Consider the following 17,006-nt stretch of genomic DNA (forward strand, 5'->3'; position numbering starts at 1 on the left):
CGACACGGCTGACCGGCCCCCTGGTGGCGGAACGTTCCGCAACCAGGGGGCCGTTCAGCCTTCTCGGGAGCCACCGCGTCCGGCCCTCACCCGCCCGGAGCCACCAACGCCCGGGGAACAGGGCGAAGAACCCAAACCCAGCCCGCCCGTCCCCCGAGGCCGACACGCAAAGCGCCAACCCGCGTCAGCCGCCGCAAGGCACCCCCAGCCCGTCCGCCGTTCGAGGACTGAGGCGCGCAGCGCCGAACGGCGTCAGCCGGCGCAACGCACCTCGAAGCCCGGCCGGCGTCTGAGGCCGAGGCGCGCAGCGCCGACCGCGTCAGCCGGCGCAACGCAACCCCAAAGCCCGGCCGGCGTCTGAGGCCGGGCGCCGTCCAGGCGCGACGCGGGCGCAGCCCGCGAAGGGGGCCCGGGGCGAAGCCCCCGCAGCGCGAACCGCACCGTCACGCGCCGTCGAGCGCCCGAACCAACTCCACCTGCCCCGCATTACGCACCGCGGACTTCGCCGCCAACGCGTTCACCGCGTCGTTGAACTGGACCATCGACGGCGGCTCGACCGGCCCGAGCAGATACTGCCGCAGCTCCATCCGGTCCTTGACGAGCGCGTCCGCCCCCTTCACGGACACGGCGTCGACAAGCTCCGCCACCCCCTCGGCCGAGTTCGAGAGAACGACGGCCGCCCGCACGGCGGTGTTGCGCCGCTTGAACTCCTCCTCCCCCAGCCCCGCCGAGTCCGTCACCGCGTACGGCTTGCCGCTCGCGATGTAGTCGGAGACCACGCTGGAGATGTCGGAGACCATGCCGTCCGACACGTTGAAGCAGTCGAAGAGCGCCGGCTGCGAGCCGCCGATGATGCGGTGCTCCCAGAAGCCGAAGGACTTCCAGTACGCGTCGTTCCACTCCCGCCGCAGCCGCGCCGCCTCCGTGGAGCGCGCCTCGTCGACGAGCGACTCGCGTACGGACTCCGCCTCGTCCGCCCGCGCGGGCGGCTGGAGTTCGGCGAGCCGCTCCTCGATGCGTACGAGGTCGGCCTTGGCCGCCGCCTGCTCCCCGGCCAGCCGGGCCGCGTCCGCGGCCCAGCGCGGATCCCCGGCCCGCTCCACGGCGGCCTTGCGGATCATCGCGCTTATCCGCTGGTGCGCCGCCTTCGCCTTGGGGCTGACGATGCCGGTGAACGGGTGCGGCTTGTACAGCACCCGCACCGGGTTCTCCGACTTCAGCAGCCGCCGCACGATGTTCTCGCCGGCGAGGATGAGCGAGGTGTTGCCCGGCTCGTCGGTCCAGCCCTCCCAGGTCGGCGCGTAGAGCACCGTGGGAATGCGGCCCTCGGGGACGCCGGTCCCGGTCTCGATGGGGGCCAGCTGCGGCCGGCCCACCTCGACGACGCTCTCGTCGCGCACGCCGACGTCGGCCAGCGACCAGCGGTCGCGTCCCGCGCGGCCGGCGGTCCACACCTCGTCGTAGACCTTGCAGTACGGGTTGATGCTGGCGATCTTGTCGCTGTCGCCGTGACCGATGAACACGTGCTTCATCGTCGGCAGCCGCAGCAGGTGGATGTTCTTGCCCACGTTGCCGGGGTAGAGCGCGACCCGCACGGTCGAGAGGTCCATGTTCATCAGCTGCACCGCGCTCGGCACGCAGATGACGGGGACGTCCGTCGGGGCCAGGTCCACGACCGCGTGCTTCTCACGCAGGATCACCAGCGGCGGGACGTCCAGCCGGGACATGGTCTCCAGCCACATGTTGGCCTGGTACGTCGACTCCTTGGAGCCGGAGTAGTAGAGGACGGCACCCGGCTTGTACTCGCCGAGCCAGCGGTTGACCGCGTCCAGCAGCGGCTGCGACGCGGGCGCGCGGCGGCGGGGGCTCAGATACGGCACGAGCGCCAGCAGGTAGACGGTCGCGAGCACCAGCATCACGGCGAGTCCGGCGTACCCCCACGCGGACTGGTCGGTGGCGGCGGCGACGAGCACGCCGACGACGCCGATCACGTCCAGGTGCAGGGACTTCGGCGACGCCTCCGCCACCAGCCGGTGCGGCGGGGCGTCGGGCAGCGGCACACCCAGGTGGATGTTGCGGGTGACGATCGACATCTTGCGCCGCCGCTCGATCAGCGAGACCACGGCGGCCAGCGGGCCCTGCAGGGCGAAGAAGCCCAGGAAGCAGGCCACGGCCGCGTAGAACAGGCCCGAGTCGGCGAGCTCGAGGCGCGCCAGCAGCAGGACGAGCAGCAGCTCGCGGGCCAGGAAGCGCATCGACAGGCCCGTGCGGAACTTGACGGCCTGCCCGGCGAGGCTGGTGTCGCGCCGGTACAGATACGCGTCCGCGACGTAACCCACCGCGGCAGCCGCGGCGAACAGCGGGATGCTCGGGATCATCGCCCCGAGCAGCAGTACGGGAAAGCTGAGACCCATCCCCAGGACGGCGCCGAGCTCGCGAGGGGACTCGCGGCGGACGACCCCCATGACCTTCTTCAGCATCTGCCCGCCCCGCCTCAGACCGTCGTCTCGGCGCTGGCGTCGAGCGCGGCGGCCAGCGCCTGCTCGAAGCCGGAGGCCTGGGCGGCGCTGCGGGTCGGATCCTGCTGTCGTACGTCGATGACGTGGCCGGTCAGGGCGGAGAGCAGCACGTCCAGGGAGGCCCGGGCGACGGCCTCCGAGGAGAGCAGGGTGCCGGCGGGCTCCTCGCCGAACGCCTTGGTGCGCATCGGGGTGGCGGTGCGCTCGGGGTTGACGCAGTTGACGCGGATGCCGTCGGCGGCCCACTCGTCGGAGAGCGCCTGGGTGAGGTTGACCATGGCGGCCTTGGTGGAGGAGTACAGGCTGTACTCGGCGCGGCCGCGGGTGTAGCTGCTGGAGGTGTAGAAGAGCAACTGGCCCTGGGTCTCGGTCAGATACTTGTGCGAGGCGCGCGCGATGTGCACCGGGGCGAGGTAGTTGACCCGCAGCGCCTCCTCGATGACCGAGTTGTCGGTCTCCGCGAGCTTGCCGATGCGCAGCACGCCGGCGGTGTTCACGACGTAGTCGATCCGGCCGGTCTCGGCGTACACCTGGGCGAGCGCGGCGTCGACGTGCTCGGGGTTCTCCACATGGGTGCCGGTGGTGGAGCGGCCGAAGGGGAAGACGTTCGCGCCGTACTCCTTCGCCATCGCGGCGAGGTCGGCGCCGATGCCGTACGAACCCCCGAAGACCACCACGGACTTGCCGGCCAGAGCCTCGCGGTAGGACGCGTCGTCGGACGGTGCGGGGGCGGCGGTGGAGGCCAGCTGGAACAGCTTGTCGGCGATGTAGACGTCGACGGGCTGGGTGACCTTCATGTTGTACTCTTCGCCCGGGACCACGTAGATCGGGACATCCGGGAGATACCGCAGCACGACGGTGCAGTCGTCCGTGGCCTGGAAGTTGGGGTCCTGGCCCGCCAGTTCGTAGGCGCGGCGGATCGTGGAGAGCTTGAACGCCTGCGGGGTCTGGCCGCGGCGCAGCCGCGAGCGCTCCGGGACGTCGGTGATGAACTCGCCGTCGGCTCCGTGCGTACGCGTGACGATGATCGTGTCCGCGGAGGGGATGGCCACGTCGACCGCCTGGTAGCGGTCGAGGGCGGTGACGCAGTCGGCGATCACCCGGCGGGAGAGCAGCGGGCGCACGGCGTCGTGGAACAGGACGTTGCGGTCCTCCCCCTCGGCGAGCCCCTCGCTCAGCGCCGCGATCGCGCGGTCGGTGGTGTCGTTGCGGGTCTCGCCGCCCTCGATGATCTTCGTGACCTTGGTGAGGCCGGCCTTGGCGACGATCTTCTCGATCTCGTCGACGTAGCCCGGTGCCATCAGCACGAAGACGTCGTCGATGTCCTCCGACTCCTGGAAGATCGACAGGGTGTGCTCGATCACCGGCTTCCCGGCGATCTTCAGCAGCTGCTTCGGGATGGCCAGCCCGACCCGGCTCCCGGTGCCGCCGGCGAGGACGACAGCGGTGGTACGGGGCCTGTCTGACAGCTGGGACACGGGGGACCTACCTTGTTGTCTGGGGGATGTAACCACGATCTCACCTGCTGTTCGCGTGCCGCAATCTCGTGCTGCCCGGAGACGGCACCCCCGGCCGGGGCGTTTCTCCAGGCCAGGGCATGGTCAACCCGCCGAGGTCGGGACGTCGGCATGGCCAAGACCACATACGTTCCTCACTCAGCGTGTCGGGGACACTCCCGGCAGTGCGCACCGCCCCCCGGCGTCCCCCGCGCGGCAAGCCCTCTTGCCCTGATCCAGGTGCCGTCGAAGGTAGCGGTTCACCAAACGAGACACCAACTCGGGGTGATCGGTTGCCCGGCTGACGCACGCTGTAACCCAGTCGTTTCCCGCCCGGACCGCCGCCGCGGGCCGCACGCGTATGCTCACGCTCGCGTACACCCCCCAGAGCGCTCCGACAGCCCGTCGAAAGGCACAGCACAGTGAAGTACAGGGTTCAGCCGTCCGCGCAGGTCGACGAGACCGCGCGGATCGGAGAGGGCAGCAGCATCTGGGAGCTCGCCCAGATCCGTGAGAACGCCGCGCTCGGCGAGGGCTGCGTCGTGGGCCGCGGCGCCTACGTCGGCCCCGGCGTGCGTATGGGCGACAACTGCAAGCTGCAGAACTACGCCCTCGTATACGAGCCCGCCGAGCTCGGTAACGGCGTCTTCATCGGCCCCGCCGTGGTCCTCACCAACGACCACAACCCGCGCTCCGTCGACCCCGAGGGCAAGCAGAAGCGCGGCGGCGACTGGGATGCCGTCGCCGTCAGGATCGCCGACGGCGCGTCCATCGGCGCCCGCTCGGTCTGCGTGGCCCCGGTCACGATCGGCCGCTGGGCGCTGGTGGCGGCGGGCTCGGTGGTCACGAAGGACGTCCCGGACTTCGCCCTGGTGATGGGCGTCCCGGCCCGCCAGGCCGGCTGGGTCGGCAAGGAGGGCGTCCGCCTGGTGGAGCGGGAAGGCGAGCCGGGGGTGTGGGAGTGCCCGCGGACGGGCGCTGTATATGAGGAGAAGGACGGCGTGCTGAGCGAGCGCTGAAGCGCGCCGCCTCGGCCTCCGCGTCAGTGGTGAGCGTGCGCCCTCAGGGGGAGGGCGGCGTCACCAGGCCACCGGGTGCGCTCGGGCCCGGATCGACGCCCATGCCGTCACCGCGGAAGTCCTCCGACTGAACCCGGGGCATCCGCCAGCACGCCTCTGGCGGCGTGCCGCGCACCAGCCCCGCTCCCCCGGGCTGGTCCGCCGCGCCGCCGGGCAGGGCCACGACCAGCGTCCGGCCGGATCCGGTACGGGCGGGGTCGACCCTCGCCGTGAAGCCGCCGGCCGTCCGCTCGACGCGAAGGCCCGGCACCGGCACCGCCATCGGCTGGCCGCAGCCCTGCCGCGGCGGGTACACCCGGGCCCGCAGCCCCATCCGGCCGAGGTCGCGCTCCAGCCGCCCGGCATCGGGCTCGGGCCGCGCCCGTACGGAGAGCGTGACGGGGCCGCCCGGGTCCCGGTCGAGCCGGTAGCCGGCGGTGACGATATGCAGCGGGCGGCCGCCCTCCCCGGAGCCGGTGTGCTGCCCGTACGCCAGAAGGCCCCCGGCCGCGAGCGTGAGCGCGGCGGCGGCCACGAGCACCCGGCGGCGGGGGTGACCCTCACGCCTCTCCCCTCGGGCCGCCGCGGCCCAGCCCGCCTCCAGCCGGGCGGCCAGCAGCCGCTCGCGTCCGGGCGGGAAGTCCCGCTCGGCGGGGACCTCGATCAGCCGGTCGACGTCCGTCCTCATCGCCGTTCACCTCCGTCCGCCCGGGCCACGGGCAGCGGCACCCGCCGCCCGTCCGCCGGCTCCGCTTCCTCCACCAGCCGCTGCAGCCTCCGGCGGGCCCGGGACAGCCGCGAGCGGACCGTGCCCACGGGCACCCCGAGCGCCTCTGCGGCCCCCGGATAGTCGAGCCCCGCCCACACGCACAGCTGGATCACCTCGCGGTCGGCACGCGACAGCCGGCGCAGCACCGCCCGTACGGCCGCGATGCGCTCCTGGTCCGCAAGCCGTCCCACCACCTCGTCCGCGAAGTCGGGCAGCGGACCGGGCTCCGGTATCCGCTCCAGCAGCGCCCGGTGCCGGGCGGCGGCCCGGCGGGGGCGGTGCACGACGCGGTGGGCGATGCCCAGCAGCCAGGGCAGCAGGGAACCGCCCTCCGGTGCCACCTTGGCGCGCAGCCGCCACGCCTCCAGGAAGACGACGGACGTGCAGTCCTCGGCGGTCGACCAGTCGCCGGTCAACCGGAAGCAGTGGTTGTAGACCGCCCGCCCGTGCTCCGCGAAGAGCACGCCGAAGGCAGCCTCGTCACCGGCCCGGACGCGTATGCGGATGCTCGACTGCACACCTCTTTCTGCCGCTTGACCGCCCCGGGGTTCCATGTGACTCGCATCACAGTGCCGTTGACAGCCGCATGCGGTGTGGTCGATTACTCCGTGATTCAGATGCTTTTGAAGAGAAAGTCCGCTTATCCGTGACACTTCCTGTCAAGGCATATGTCTCCATAGGATCCTCACAGTTTTGATCGATGTGACGGAGGTTTCACGTGGGGGTAAGCGACGCGCGCCCGTCGGGCGGCGGCGGTTCATTCGGCTCGCGGGTGGCGGGGTGGTGGGGGTCGCCGCGATAGGGGGCGGAGCCGTCACCGCGATGGGCAACCCGTTCACCGACCCGACGCCGGCACCGGCCCCGGTCGACGGACTGCCGCGCTCCATGGCACTGAGCCTGCCGCACAAGGACCAGCCGCTGCTCACGCTGGGGCCGACACCCGAGCAGCTGAGCGGCGGCTCGCCGAAGACGCCGAGTGCCGGCACCGTGATCCCGTACGCGGAGGAGGGCTTCACCGGGCAGGAACTCGCTGAACTGCCGACGACGCTCCCGTTCGAGTTCGCGACCTCCGGGCATCCGGCCTTCGACGTGCCCGAGAGCATGCGCCCGTGGCGCAACCGGCCGCTGGTGTCCAAGACGGCCAACTACGACTCGGCCGGCGTCGCCATGTTCAAGGACGCGTCGGGCAAGCTCTGGGACCACCCCGTGCTGCAGATCCAGTTCGGGCTGAGCGCGCTCGCCGCGTACCGGACCTCCCAGGATCCCTGGTACCTGACGAAGGCGAAGCTGCACGCGCAGCGGCAGATCGACCGGCGGGTGGTCCTGCGCGGCGCCTGGTGGTTCCCGTACCCGTTCGACTGGTCACACACCGTCCACACGGGGCTCGACTTCAAGGCGCCCTGGTACTCCGGCATGGCGCAGGGCGAGGCGCTGAGCCTGTTCGTCCAGCTCGCACAGATGCCGGAGATCACCGCGGAGGAGCGCGCCGTCTATCTGGATGCCGCCGACAACGTCTTCGCCTCGTTCTTCGTCGGCGACGACGCCCAGCCCTGGTTCATGCTGGTGGACGCCGAGGGCTACGCCTGGATCCAGGAGTACCCCGTGGACGCGCCGGGCACCTCCGACTTCACCTTCAACGGGATGATCTTCGCCCTGTTCGGGCTGTGGGACTACTACCGGCAGACGCAGAACGAGCTCGCGCTGAAGCTGTGGGACGGCGGTCTGACGACCATCGACCACTACTTCTCACGACTGCGCAACCCGAACTGGATCTCGTACTACTGCAACACCCACCGCTCCCCGGCCGCGCTGGGGTACACGTACCACCATCACCACGTCAACCAGTTCATGCAGCTGGCCTGGCTGTCGGGCCGCTTCAGCTTCGCCCGGCAGATGGACCGGCTCATCGACGACTACTCGAGCTCGCTCCTCACCGAGGCGGGCGGCACGGTCGCCTTCGCGGCAGGCACGCACACGCTGTACAAGTTCGACACGAGGAGCGACGGCAGCTACTCCCAGACGAGGAACGACGCCCAGCTCGCGACGAAGAAGGTCACCTTCACCCGCGCCACGTCCGCGCCCGCGTCGATGCGCCGCCGGATCAAGGGCTGCGGCGTGTACTACCGGATCAGCGCCGGGGCGTACGCGGGCTGGTGGGTCGGGGAGTACTACCCGAAGGCGTTCCTGCGCGGCCAGTGGCTGACGCGCAGCTACCTCCCCCACCGAACGCTGACCTTCCCGGCCAACGTCGCCAGGACGGTCTACCTGTACGGCACGGGCGGCTCGGGCGGCTCGACGAAAACGGTGAAGTTCGTCGCCGACTCGAACGCACCCTTCGACCAGCGCGCGTACATCAACGGCCGCGCCATGCTGCGGATCTCGGCCGGCCGGCTTACCGGCTACTGGGTCTGGCAGGGCGACGTGCGCACCGACGGCCTGTGAGGCCGGGCGGCCCGGCCTCACCCGGCGGCGGAGGCCGGCCGCTCCCGGCGGAGCAGATCCAGCCGGGGCTCCACGGCGAAGCGGAATACACGCCGCACCGGCGGTGTGCACAACGCCGTGGCCAGTACGACTGCGCCCAGGGTCAGCAGCAGCTCACCGGCCGGTGTCGCCACCCCGGGCAGTTCGTACCAGCCCAGGTTGCGGGCGCCGCGGATGACGAAGCCGTGCAGCAGATAGCCGTACAGCGTTCCGGCGCCCAGGACCGTCATCCAGGTCCGGCGTCGCGGCACCCAGGCCAGGAAACAGGCCACCAGCACCAGCGAGGCCAGGAAGATGGCCGGGGTCAGGACGGCTCCCGACCAGAGGGGCGCCGTCATCTCGGTGGTGCTCTTGCTGCGGAAGAACCAGCTGGTCGACATCAGCGGCACCGCCCAGTACGCCGTGCCGAGCGCGAGAGCGGCGACAGGCAGGGCCAGCAGCCGCGCCCCCCGGGTCCGCAGCCGCGCGAAGTGCTCCGGCCGCATCATGAGCCCCAGCACGAAGTAGGGCAGGAACTGCACCACGCGCTGCAGCTGCAGATCGCCGCCGATACCGGTGGTCATGCTCGCCAGGGTCGCGACCGCGAGCGTGATCACGACGGGGTGTCGCAGCTGCTGCCAGAGCGGCGCGCTGAGCCTCCACAGGAAGAGCGCGGGCAGGAACCACAGCAGCCAGTACGGGTCGACCGGGGTGAAGGGGTAGTCGGGATCGCCGGTCGTCAGCCGCTGGAAGAGCGTGTAGGCGACCTCGAACACTGCGTACGGGACGACGGTCGAGGTGAACAGCCGCCAGATCTGGTCCGGCCGGGCGCTGAAGCTCCGCGAGAAGTATCCCGCGATGAGGATGAAGACGGGCATGTGGAACGTGTAGACGAAGGTGTAGGCGGTCTCGACGAGCCGCCCGCTGCCCGGGATCGGCTCCCAGGAGTGGCCCACCACCACCAGAACCATCGCCAGGTATTTCGCGTTGTCGAAGAAGGGGTCGCGTTCGGCCCGCCCGGGCTGCGGGGAGACCGCGACGCCGTCGCCCCGGGAGGTGCGCTGGGACTGGTGAGTGAGCTGAGACTGGTGGGTGAGCTGAGACATCGGAGACACGGTACTCAGGTCCGCGCCGGGGTCAAGGGAGTGGACGAGCCGCACGTGACCCGCGCCGCGGAGACCGCAAGACACGACAAACACTGACATTTCCACTCAAGAGCCGATGGGCTGTGACAGCGGGAAAGCGGATGTCCGGCCCTGCACGGTAGTGTGCAACCCTTCCTTGCGCACAGCGGCACCTTTGGACACGACAGAAACGCAGGATCATCGATGAAGGTCATCAGTATCGTCGGCGCCCGCCCGCAGCTGGTGAAGCTCGCCCCCATCGCGGCGGCGTTCGCCGGTACCGAGCACCAGCACGTCATCGTGCACACGGGGCAGCACTACGACGCGGATCTGTCGGACGTCTTCTTCACCGGACTCGGCATCCCGGACCCCGACGTCCACCTCGGCGTGGGCTCCGGCAGCCACGGTGTGCAGACAGGTGCCGTGCTCTCCGCTCTCGACCCGGTGCTGGAGGCCGAGCAGCCGGACTGGGTGCTCGTGTACGGCGACACCAACTCCACCGTCGCCGGCGCGCTCTCCGCGGTGAAGATGCATCTTCCCGTGGCGCATCTGGAGGCGGGCCTCAGGTCCTTCAACCGCAGGATGCCGGAGGAGCACAACCGCGTACTCACCGACCACGCCGCCGACCTGCTGCTCGCCCCCACCGAGGAAGCGATGCGGCATCTGGCGAACGAGGGCCTGGCCGAGCGCTCCGTGCTGGTCGGTGATGTGATGGTCGATGTGTGCATGCGGGTGCGCGACTCCGTCCTCGCCGGCGGGCAGCCCGCCCCGGCACTGCCGGAGGGCATCGACCCCTCCGCGCCGTATCTCGTCGCCACCCTGCACCGACCCGACAACACCGATGACCCGGACCGCCTCGCGACGCTGGTCGACGCCCTCGCCGACCTCCCGGTGCCGGTGGCCCTGCTGGCTCACCCCCGGCTCACCGCCCGCGCCGAGGCCCACGGGATCAAGCTGAACCGCGGCGCTCTGCGGGCGGGACGTCCCCTCCCCTACGCACAGCTGGTCGCCGCGGTGCTCGGCTCCGTGGGCGTGGTGACCGACTCCGGCGGCCTGCAGAAGGAAGCCTTCCTGCTCGGCCGGGCGTGCACCACCATCCGTCCCGAGACCGAGTGGGTCGAGACCCTGCGGGACGGCTGGAACATCCTCGTACCCGAGCCCGGGGAGCTCGGCCGCCAGGCCTGGGCTGCCACCGCGACGCGCCCCGCGCCCGAGGTGCCCCAGGGCACTCCGTACGGCGAGGGCACCGCGGCCCGCACTGTTGTCCAGGTGCTCGCCGAGCACTGATTTCTCGCCTTCCGGAGTCCGCACGTGTCTCAAGCCACCGTCAGCCCCGCCGACGCGGCCCTGTCCTATCGCGCATCCAGACCTCCACACCCCGCGGGCAGTGGCCGCCCGCACCTGGTCTATTTGGCGATCGGCTTCCCTCCCGCGGCCAAGAGCTGCGCCTACCGCATGCGGGAGACCGCGAACCAGTTCTGCGCACTCGGCTGGGATGTCACCGTGGTGACGATCCTGGACGAGTCGTGGGAGCGCGAGTTCGGCCTCGATCAGACGCTGTCGGACGCGGTCGACCCGCGTGTGCGGGTCGTGCAGCTGCCGCTCGCGCGGACGGACCTGGACACCGACATCCGGAACTACACGAAGAAGAGGGCGCTCGATCCGGTCGCCTGGGGCAAGGCCGAGCGCAAGAGCCATCTGCAGCACTTCCCCGAGGAGGTCTTCGGCGGCTGGCGCGGCGCCCTCGAGCAGGCCGTCCTCGACATCCACCGTGAGCACCGGGCCGACCTGCTCCTGGCGAGTTGCGCGCCGTACGTGAATCTCGCGGCGGCGTGGCATCTGTGGGAGTCGGACCGGGTTCCATACGCGGTGGACTTCCGGGACGGCTGGTCGGTCGACGTCATCAAGGGAGAAGAGGCGTTCACCCGCGATTCCGAGCCCGGCGAGTGGGAGGCCCGGGTGCTCTCCGAGGCCGCTGAGGTCTGGTGTGTCAACGACCCGATCGCCGACTTCTACCGGCAGCGCTACCCCGAACTGGCCGACCGCGTCATGGTCGTTCGCAACGGGTTCGACGCGGACAGCGTTCCCTCGGCCCCGCGGACTCCCGATCCGGAGCGCGGCCTGGCGTTCGGCTATCTGGGATCGGTGAACTTCCACCCCCGTTTCCTCAAGGCCGTGCTCGACGGATGGCGGCTGGCTCTCCAGCGGGGCACCGTGCCGAAGGGTTCGACCTTCGAGATCCGCGGGCACATCGGCGCGGGCCACGCGCGCGAGGCGAACGCGCACATGGATCTGATCAGGAAGGCCCGCAAACACGGCGTCAGCTTCGGCGGACCGGTGCCCAAGGCCGAGGTCGGGGCCACGTATGCCGGCTGGGATGCCCTGGTGCTGATGCTGGTGGGTGGCGCCTTCGTCACCTCCGGCAAGGTGTACGAGTTCATGGCCTCGGGCATTCCGGTGCTCTCCGCCCACGAGCCGGACCACGACGCTTCCGTTCTGCTGGACGGTCATCCACTGTGGACGGGGGCTCGCGGGCTGGACCCGGAGGAACTCGCGGACCTGTTCGCGAAGGCGGCCAGGCTGGCCGTCGAGGGAACAGACGAGGACCGGGCACTCGCACGCGCGCACGCCCTGCAGTTCGACCGTACGGCAGTCATGGAGCCGGCGGTGCGCCGGCTGGCCGCGGCTGCCCTCTCCGACCGCGCCGGGAGTGGACGGGTTTCCGCATGATCAACGTTCTCGTAGTGGCCGGAGCCGCACCGCAGGCCGAAGTGCTGCGTGCCTCCCTCGACAGACTCGCGGCGGCCGATGTCCGCATCCGCCTGGTGGAGTTCAGTCCCGCGGCGGAGCTCTCCGACCACCCGGCGCTGGCCGGCCATCGGACCGTGCCGGCGCAGCGGTTCGCGCCCGTGGCGAAGAAGTCGGCGCTGGCCAAGCAGATCTGGGCGCGCGCCGAGCGCGACCCGCAGGTCAAGAAGTGGGCCCGCCGGGCCGACGTGCTGGTCGCGCTGGACCCGGCGGCGGTGTACACCGTCTGGCAGCTGGCCCAGCGCAACCGTTCCGCCGACGCGATCTTCGGTATGGCTCCGGCCGGCAAGGCCGTTGCGGACCGCCGCGAGCGGCCTGCCCACTACGCGCGCGAGCGCGTCAAGGGCTCGCTTCCCACTGCCCGTTCCGCTGCCCGCGAGGCCAAGCGTCAGGTCCGGGCCCTGCCCAAGGGTGTCGTGCGCACGCTGACCGGCCCGAAGGTCGTCGGGAACGCCGTCGGCGCGGGTGCGGGCCGGGCTGTCGTCTCGGCGCCGGGTCTCCCGCCGCGGCTGCGTCACAAGCTCGCCCGCCATCTGGGCAGCAGCATGGACCGCGCGGACAGGCCCACCGACGCCGCGCGTACCCTCACAGCCGCCGCCCGCGCGGACCTCAGCAACCGGGCCCGGGCAGACCTGCTGCGGGAAGCGGCGCGCATCGAGCTGGACCGCGGCAAGGTCCCCGCGTTCCTCGGGGACGCGATCGCCGCCGAGATGGCGTGCGCGGACGCCCTGCACCAGCGGGGCAAGAACAAGGCGGCCGCCGAGTCCGTCGTGGCCGCCTGGGAGTTGGCCTTCCACCGTGTCCTGCACTACGACCGGACCTCCTCTCCGCTGGCCGAGGAACCCGAATCGTTCATGGCCCCGCTCAACAACGCCGCGGTGACCCGGCGGCTCTCCGAGGGCCGGGGCCGGCTGCACAGCCCGGCGGATCCGCCCGCGGACCGGCCGCTGCGGATACTGATCACAACCCGGGGGAACGGCAACTTCCTCCGCGAGATCTCCGAGCGGTACGAGAACCATCCGGGAGTGGAGCTCCGGTTCACCGACCTGATCGAGAACAAGGAGCTCAACAAGGTCGTACGGACCTTCGGCCCGCTCACGGAACACCGGCTCGGCGGAAACGAGAAGGTCGGGGAGGTCATCGAGGCGGAGCTGCGCCCGGACCTCGACTGGGCCGACATCGTCTTCATCGACTGGTGCACGGGTGCCGCCGCCCTGTTCACGGCGATCGATCCCGGCACCACGCGCATCGTGATACGGCTGCACAGCTTCGAGGCGTTCTGCCACTGGCCGTACCTGGTGGACTTCTCGCGGGTCGATGACCTGGTGTTCGTCGGTGCCCATCTGCGCGATCTGACGGTCTCGGCCTTCCCCCAGCTGCGCGGCCCGGACGTACCCCGGCTCAGCATCATCCCCAACGCGATGGACCTGGAACGGTTCGCGCTGCCCAAGGTGCCGGAGGCCCGGTTCAACCTCGGCCTGGTGGGCATCTCGGCCGTCGCGAAGGACCCCCGCTGGGCCATCGAGGTGCTGCGCCGGCTCCGGGCCCGGGACGACCGCTACCGGCTGTTCCTCGTCGGCGAGGACCTCAACTCCGGTCCCAGCGCCGCGACCCGTGCCTACGCGGCGGGCTACCGCGCCGATGTCGCGGAGCTCGAACCCACTGGGAGCGTCGTCCGGCTGGGGCAGCTGTCCGACGTCCCGCAGGCGCTGACCTCCATCGGCGTCATCCTGAGCGCTTCCGTACGGGAGAGCTTCCACTGCGGCTTCGTCGAGGGCGTGGCCAGCGGTGCCGTCCCGGTCGGCCGCGACTGGCCGTTCTTCGCCGGCAAGCCCAACGGGGCGCGCACGCTCTTCCCCGATGAGTGGATCGTGTCGACGCCCCAGGAGGCTGCCGATCGCATCCTCGCGGTGACCGAGACCCAGGAGATCTGGGAGAAGACCGCGCAGGGGGCCGCCCAGCTCGCCATAGCGTCCTGGGACTGGCGTACGGTCGCCGAGGGCTTCGACCGGCTGCTTCTTCCGCCGGACAGGGTCGGACAACACGGTCTGGACCGGGCGTGAGCGGGGCGGGTGCGGCCGGCCGGGACCGGCTGCCCTCCCTGACCGGCCTGCGGTTCTGGGCCGCCCTGCTCGTCGTGCTCTATCACCTGTCCCGGCAGGTGGGCACGCTCCCGTGGATCAGTGACGCGGCCTGGTTCGGGCGCAGCGGGGTCACGTTCTTCTTCGTCCTGTCGGGATTCGTACTCGCCTGGACGTACGACGGGGCAGTGGTCCCCGCCCGGGTGTTCTTCTGGCGGCGGTTCGCCCGTATCTGGCCGCTGCTCGCGCTCAGCGTGGTGCTGTCGGTGGCGGTCTGGGTCTGGATGGACCGCGATGTGTCGGGCACGGCGATCACCGCGACCCTGCTGATGGTGCACGCCTGGTCGCCGGACCCGGTCGTCTTCACTGGCGGCAACCCGGCCGCGTGGTCGCTGAGCGACGAGGCCTGGTTCTACCTCCTCTTCCCGATACTGCTGGCCTCGTTGGCACCGCGGCGGGCGCGGACCTGGGCGTGGACCGCCGCCGCGGTGTGCGTCGCCGCGGCGGGCGTCTGGATGGCAGGCGCGCTGTTCACCTCGCCCACCACCAGGAGCTGGGCGCTGGACTACCTGCCGCTGACCCGGACGCTCCAGTTCGTGCTGGGCGTGTGCGCGGGACTCGCGGTCAAGCGCGGCTGGCGGCCCCGGCTGCCGCTGTACGCCGCCGCGCTGCTGGTCCTCGGCTGGCATCTGGTACTCATACCCTGGTCCCACGCCGTACCGGGGCCGGAGTGGTACAGCCCGTACAGCGCGTCGCAGCTGCTCTCGGCCCCCGTCTTCGCGGCCCTGATCTGCACCGCGGCCACGGCCGACCTGCAGCGACGGCGGACCCTTCTCGGTGGGCCGTGGATGATCCGGCTGGGGCACTGGTCGTTCGCCTGGTACCTGATCCACGAGGTCGTGATCCGCGCGGTGGTCCATGTGTCGGGCAAGCCGGTCTCCGGCTATGCCACCGCGGGGCACTGGCTGCTGATCGTCGCGGTGAGCCTGACGGCCGCCGGGCTCGCCTACGAGTACGTCGAGCGTCCGCTCGAGCGTTGGCTGCGCAAGGCGGGCCCCTCCCTGCGTACGGCAACGCCCTCGCCGGCCGCTGCCGGCGAGGGCGTGAATCCGCGCCTCGGTCAGGGAGCCTCGCCGAGCAGTTCCTCGTAGAGGGTCACGTACTTGCCGGCCTGAGCCTCCCAGCTCCACTCGTCCAGCATGCCGGGGGCGTCGAAGGGGGCGACGTAGCGTGGACGGTCGCTCAGCACCGCCTGCACCGCCCGGGCGAGGTCCTTGGCATCCGCCGAGGCGAACACCTCGCCGATGCCGAGACGGCGGACCTCGTCGGACATGGCCTTCACATCGCTGACCACCACGGGCAGGCGGGCCTGCATGAACTCGAAGAACTTCGTGCTGAGCGCGACCTCGTGGTTGACGGGGCCCTTCACCAGCGGGTGGATCCCGACGTCCGCGGTGGACAGGAACCCGACCAGCACGTCGTAGGGCACGTACCCCATGATGTGGACCCGGTCCGCGACGCCGAGACGCTCGGCCGTCTCCCGAAGGGAGCGCACGTACTCGCCGTCCAGGTTGTTGATCAGCAGAGCCGCGTGCACGTTCGGCGAGAACTCCAGCGACTCCACGATCGTGTGCACGCACCGCTGAGGCGCTGCGACACCGCAGTAGACGACCAGCGGTACGTCGGGCCCGAGGTCGCAGGCCTCACGCACGTCCCGCGCGCCCCGGTCCGTCGTCCACTCGTCGGCGTGTGAGCCGCCGGGCTGGAGCTTCGGCGGAGCGTTGAGCGTGACGATCGGCAGCTCGGCGAGGCCGTGACGCTCCTTGAGCATCTCGGACAGTGCCGGGGACACGGTCACGATCGCGTCCGCGTAGCCGATGTACTCGCGCTCATACGCCGCCTGCGAGGCCACCCAGTTGGGGGTCGTTCGCGGCAGCAGCCCGGGCACGAACTCATGGGCGTCGTAGATCATGCGGACGTTCGCCCCGGCGTGCCGGGCGCGGGCGACCGCCCGGGCGGCGACGCCGACCATCCGGAAGTCGTGCGCGTGGATCAGGTCCGGCTTCAGCTCGTCGATCTTCTCCCGGTAGCTGATCTCGTAGCGCAGCGGCATCGGGTCGAGGCGACGCCAGGCCCGCTCCCCCATCGCCGCCCTCCACCAGCGCAGCTCCAGACCGTCGAGCAGGCCGTCGTTGGCCTTGGAGAACTCCTTCGCCGCCTTGGTCTGCCGGGCGCGTTCCCGGATGACCGTGCGGTGCACCTTGCCGGTGACCCGGCGGACGTTCGCGGGAAGGTGGCGCACCCGCGGCGACTGCGCGACGCCCGTACGGGCGGCAGCGCCCGCAGCGAAGGCCTCCAGCTCCGACCAGCCGACCTTGATCTGTCGCGTGCGCAGCAGCGCGACGTCCGGGGTCTGATAGGCGAGGGGGTAGCGCAGCCGGGAGACCCGCTGGCGGAACGACTTCCTCGACGGCAGCCGGAGCAGCGTCAGCCTGTGGACCTGCGCCTCGCCGAGCCGGTAGCTGTCGGGCCCGGAGGAGGGGGCGCGACCGATCAGGTGCACCTCCCAACCCGCCTCCGCCATGGAGCGCGCCGACTTCTGGACGCGCGAGTCACCGTCGATGGTGTTGTCGACGAGCATCACCACGCGGCCGCGCCGCCGGGTGCCCTTCGCCTGCTGGTCGGTCACGC

General features: G+C 71.1%; 12 protein-coding genes. 6 read left to right on the plus strand and 6 right to left on the minus strand.

Annotated features, from left to right (window positions below; all coding sequences use genetic code 11):
- Positions 1-443 precede the first annotated feature (443 nt).
- Both AB0M28_RS21360 and AB0M28_RS21365 read right to left on the minus strand, forming a co-directional pair.
- Positions 444-2,480: a hypothetical protein gene (locus AB0M28_RS21360; protein WP_365407020.1), complete on the minus strand. Its 2,037-nt coding sequence runs from the start codon at positions 2,478-2,480 to the stop codon at positions 444-446.
- Positions 2,481-2,494: 14 nt separating this feature from the next.
- Complete coding sequence (locus AB0M28_RS21365) at positions 2,495-3,997, minus strand: bifunctional cytidylyltransferase/SDR family oxidoreductase (protein WP_365407022.1); 1,503 nt, start codon at positions 3,995-3,997, stop codon at positions 2,495-2,497.
- A gap of 440 nt (positions 3,998-4,437) precedes the next feature.
- On the opposite strand from AB0M28_RS21365, the gene AB0M28_RS21370 reads away from it, so the two are divergent.
- Positions 4,438-5,034 carry an acyltransferase gene (locus tag AB0M28_RS21370; protein ID WP_365407025.1) on the plus strand — a complete coding sequence of 199 codons (597 nt, stop codon included), beginning with the start codon at positions 4,438-4,440 and terminating at the stop codon, positions 5,032-5,034.
- A gap of 43 nt (positions 5,035-5,077) precedes the next feature.
- On the opposite strand, the gene AB0M28_RS21375 is transcribed toward AB0M28_RS21370, so the two are convergent.
- Together AB0M28_RS21375 and AB0M28_RS21380 are read right to left on the minus strand one after the other, a co-directional pair.
- Positions 5,078-5,761 carry a hypothetical protein gene (locus tag AB0M28_RS21375; RefSeq protein ID WP_365407026.1) on the minus strand — a complete coding sequence of 228 codons (684 nt, stop codon included), beginning with the start codon at positions 5,759-5,761 and terminating at the stop codon, positions 5,078-5,080.
- Positions 5,758-6,360, minus strand: coding sequence for a sigma-70 family RNA polymerase sigma factor (locus AB0M28_RS21380; RefSeq protein WP_365407029.1), 603 nt, complete (start codon positions 6,358-6,360; stop codon positions 5,758-5,760). Before AB0M28_RS21380 ends, AB0M28_RS21375 begins: the two co-directional genes overlap by 4 nt.
- Before the next feature lie 304 nt (positions 6,361-6,664).
- Between AB0M28_RS21380 and AB0M28_RS21385 the strand changes: the two genes are divergently transcribed.
- Positions 6,665-8,284, plus strand: coding sequence for a D-glucuronyl C5-epimerase family protein (locus AB0M28_RS21385; protein ID WP_365407032.1), 1,620 nt, complete (start codon positions 6,665-6,667; stop codon positions 8,282-8,284).
- Positions 8,285-8,301: 17 nt separating this feature from the next.
- On the opposite strand, the gene AB0M28_RS21390 is transcribed toward AB0M28_RS21385, so the two are convergent.
- Positions 8,302-9,408 (minus strand): acyltransferase family protein, encoded by a 1,107-nt coding sequence (locus AB0M28_RS21390; RefSeq protein ID WP_365407035.1) that lies wholly within the window; start codon positions 9,406-9,408, stop codon positions 8,302-8,304.
- A gap of 222 nt (positions 9,409-9,630) precedes the next feature.
- On the opposite strand from AB0M28_RS21390, the gene wecB reads away from it, so the two are divergent.
- From wecB to AB0M28_RS21410, 4 genes are all read left to right on the plus strand, one after another.
- On the plus strand, positions 9,631-10,713 hold the full coding sequence (gene wecB / locus AB0M28_RS21395) for a UDP-N-acetylglucosamine 2-epimerase (non-hydrolyzing) (RefSeq protein WP_365407038.1): 1,083 nt from the start codon (positions 9,631-9,633) through the stop codon (positions 10,711-10,713).
- 168 nt (positions 10,714-10,881) lie between these two features.
- Complete coding sequence (locus tag AB0M28_RS21400; RefSeq protein WP_365407122.1) at positions 10,882-12,156, plus strand: glycosyltransferase; 1,275 nt, start codon at positions 10,882-10,884, stop codon at positions 12,154-12,156.
- The gene (locus AB0M28_RS21405) at positions 12,153-14,297 is read left to right on the plus strand and encodes a hypothetical protein (protein WP_365407041.1); all 2,145 of its coding nucleotides are present in this window, start codon (positions 12,153-12,155) and stop codon (positions 14,295-14,297) included. The genes AB0M28_RS21400 and AB0M28_RS21405 overlap by 4 nt, the downstream gene beginning before the upstream one ends.
- Positions 14,294-15,466, plus strand: coding sequence for an acyltransferase (locus tag AB0M28_RS21410; RefSeq protein ID WP_365407044.1), 1,173 nt, complete (start codon positions 14,294-14,296; stop codon positions 15,464-15,466). The genes AB0M28_RS21405 and AB0M28_RS21410 overlap by 4 nt, the downstream gene beginning before the upstream one ends.
- Here the strand turns inward: AB0M28_RS21410 and AB0M28_RS21415 are convergent.
- Positions 15,436-17,004 (minus strand): glycosyltransferase family 4 protein, encoded by a 1,569-nt coding sequence (locus tag AB0M28_RS21415; RefSeq protein ID WP_365407047.1) that lies wholly within the window; start codon positions 17,002-17,004, stop codon positions 15,436-15,438. The two genes, AB0M28_RS21410 and AB0M28_RS21415, sit on opposite strands and share 31 nt — an antisense overlap.
- Between the last annotated feature and the right edge of the window lie 2 nt (positions 17,005-17,006).

The organism is Streptomyces sp. NPDC051940, assembly GCF_040680895.1.
Lineage (GTDB): Bacteria > Actinomycetota > Actinomycetes > Streptomycetales > Streptomycetaceae > Streptomyces.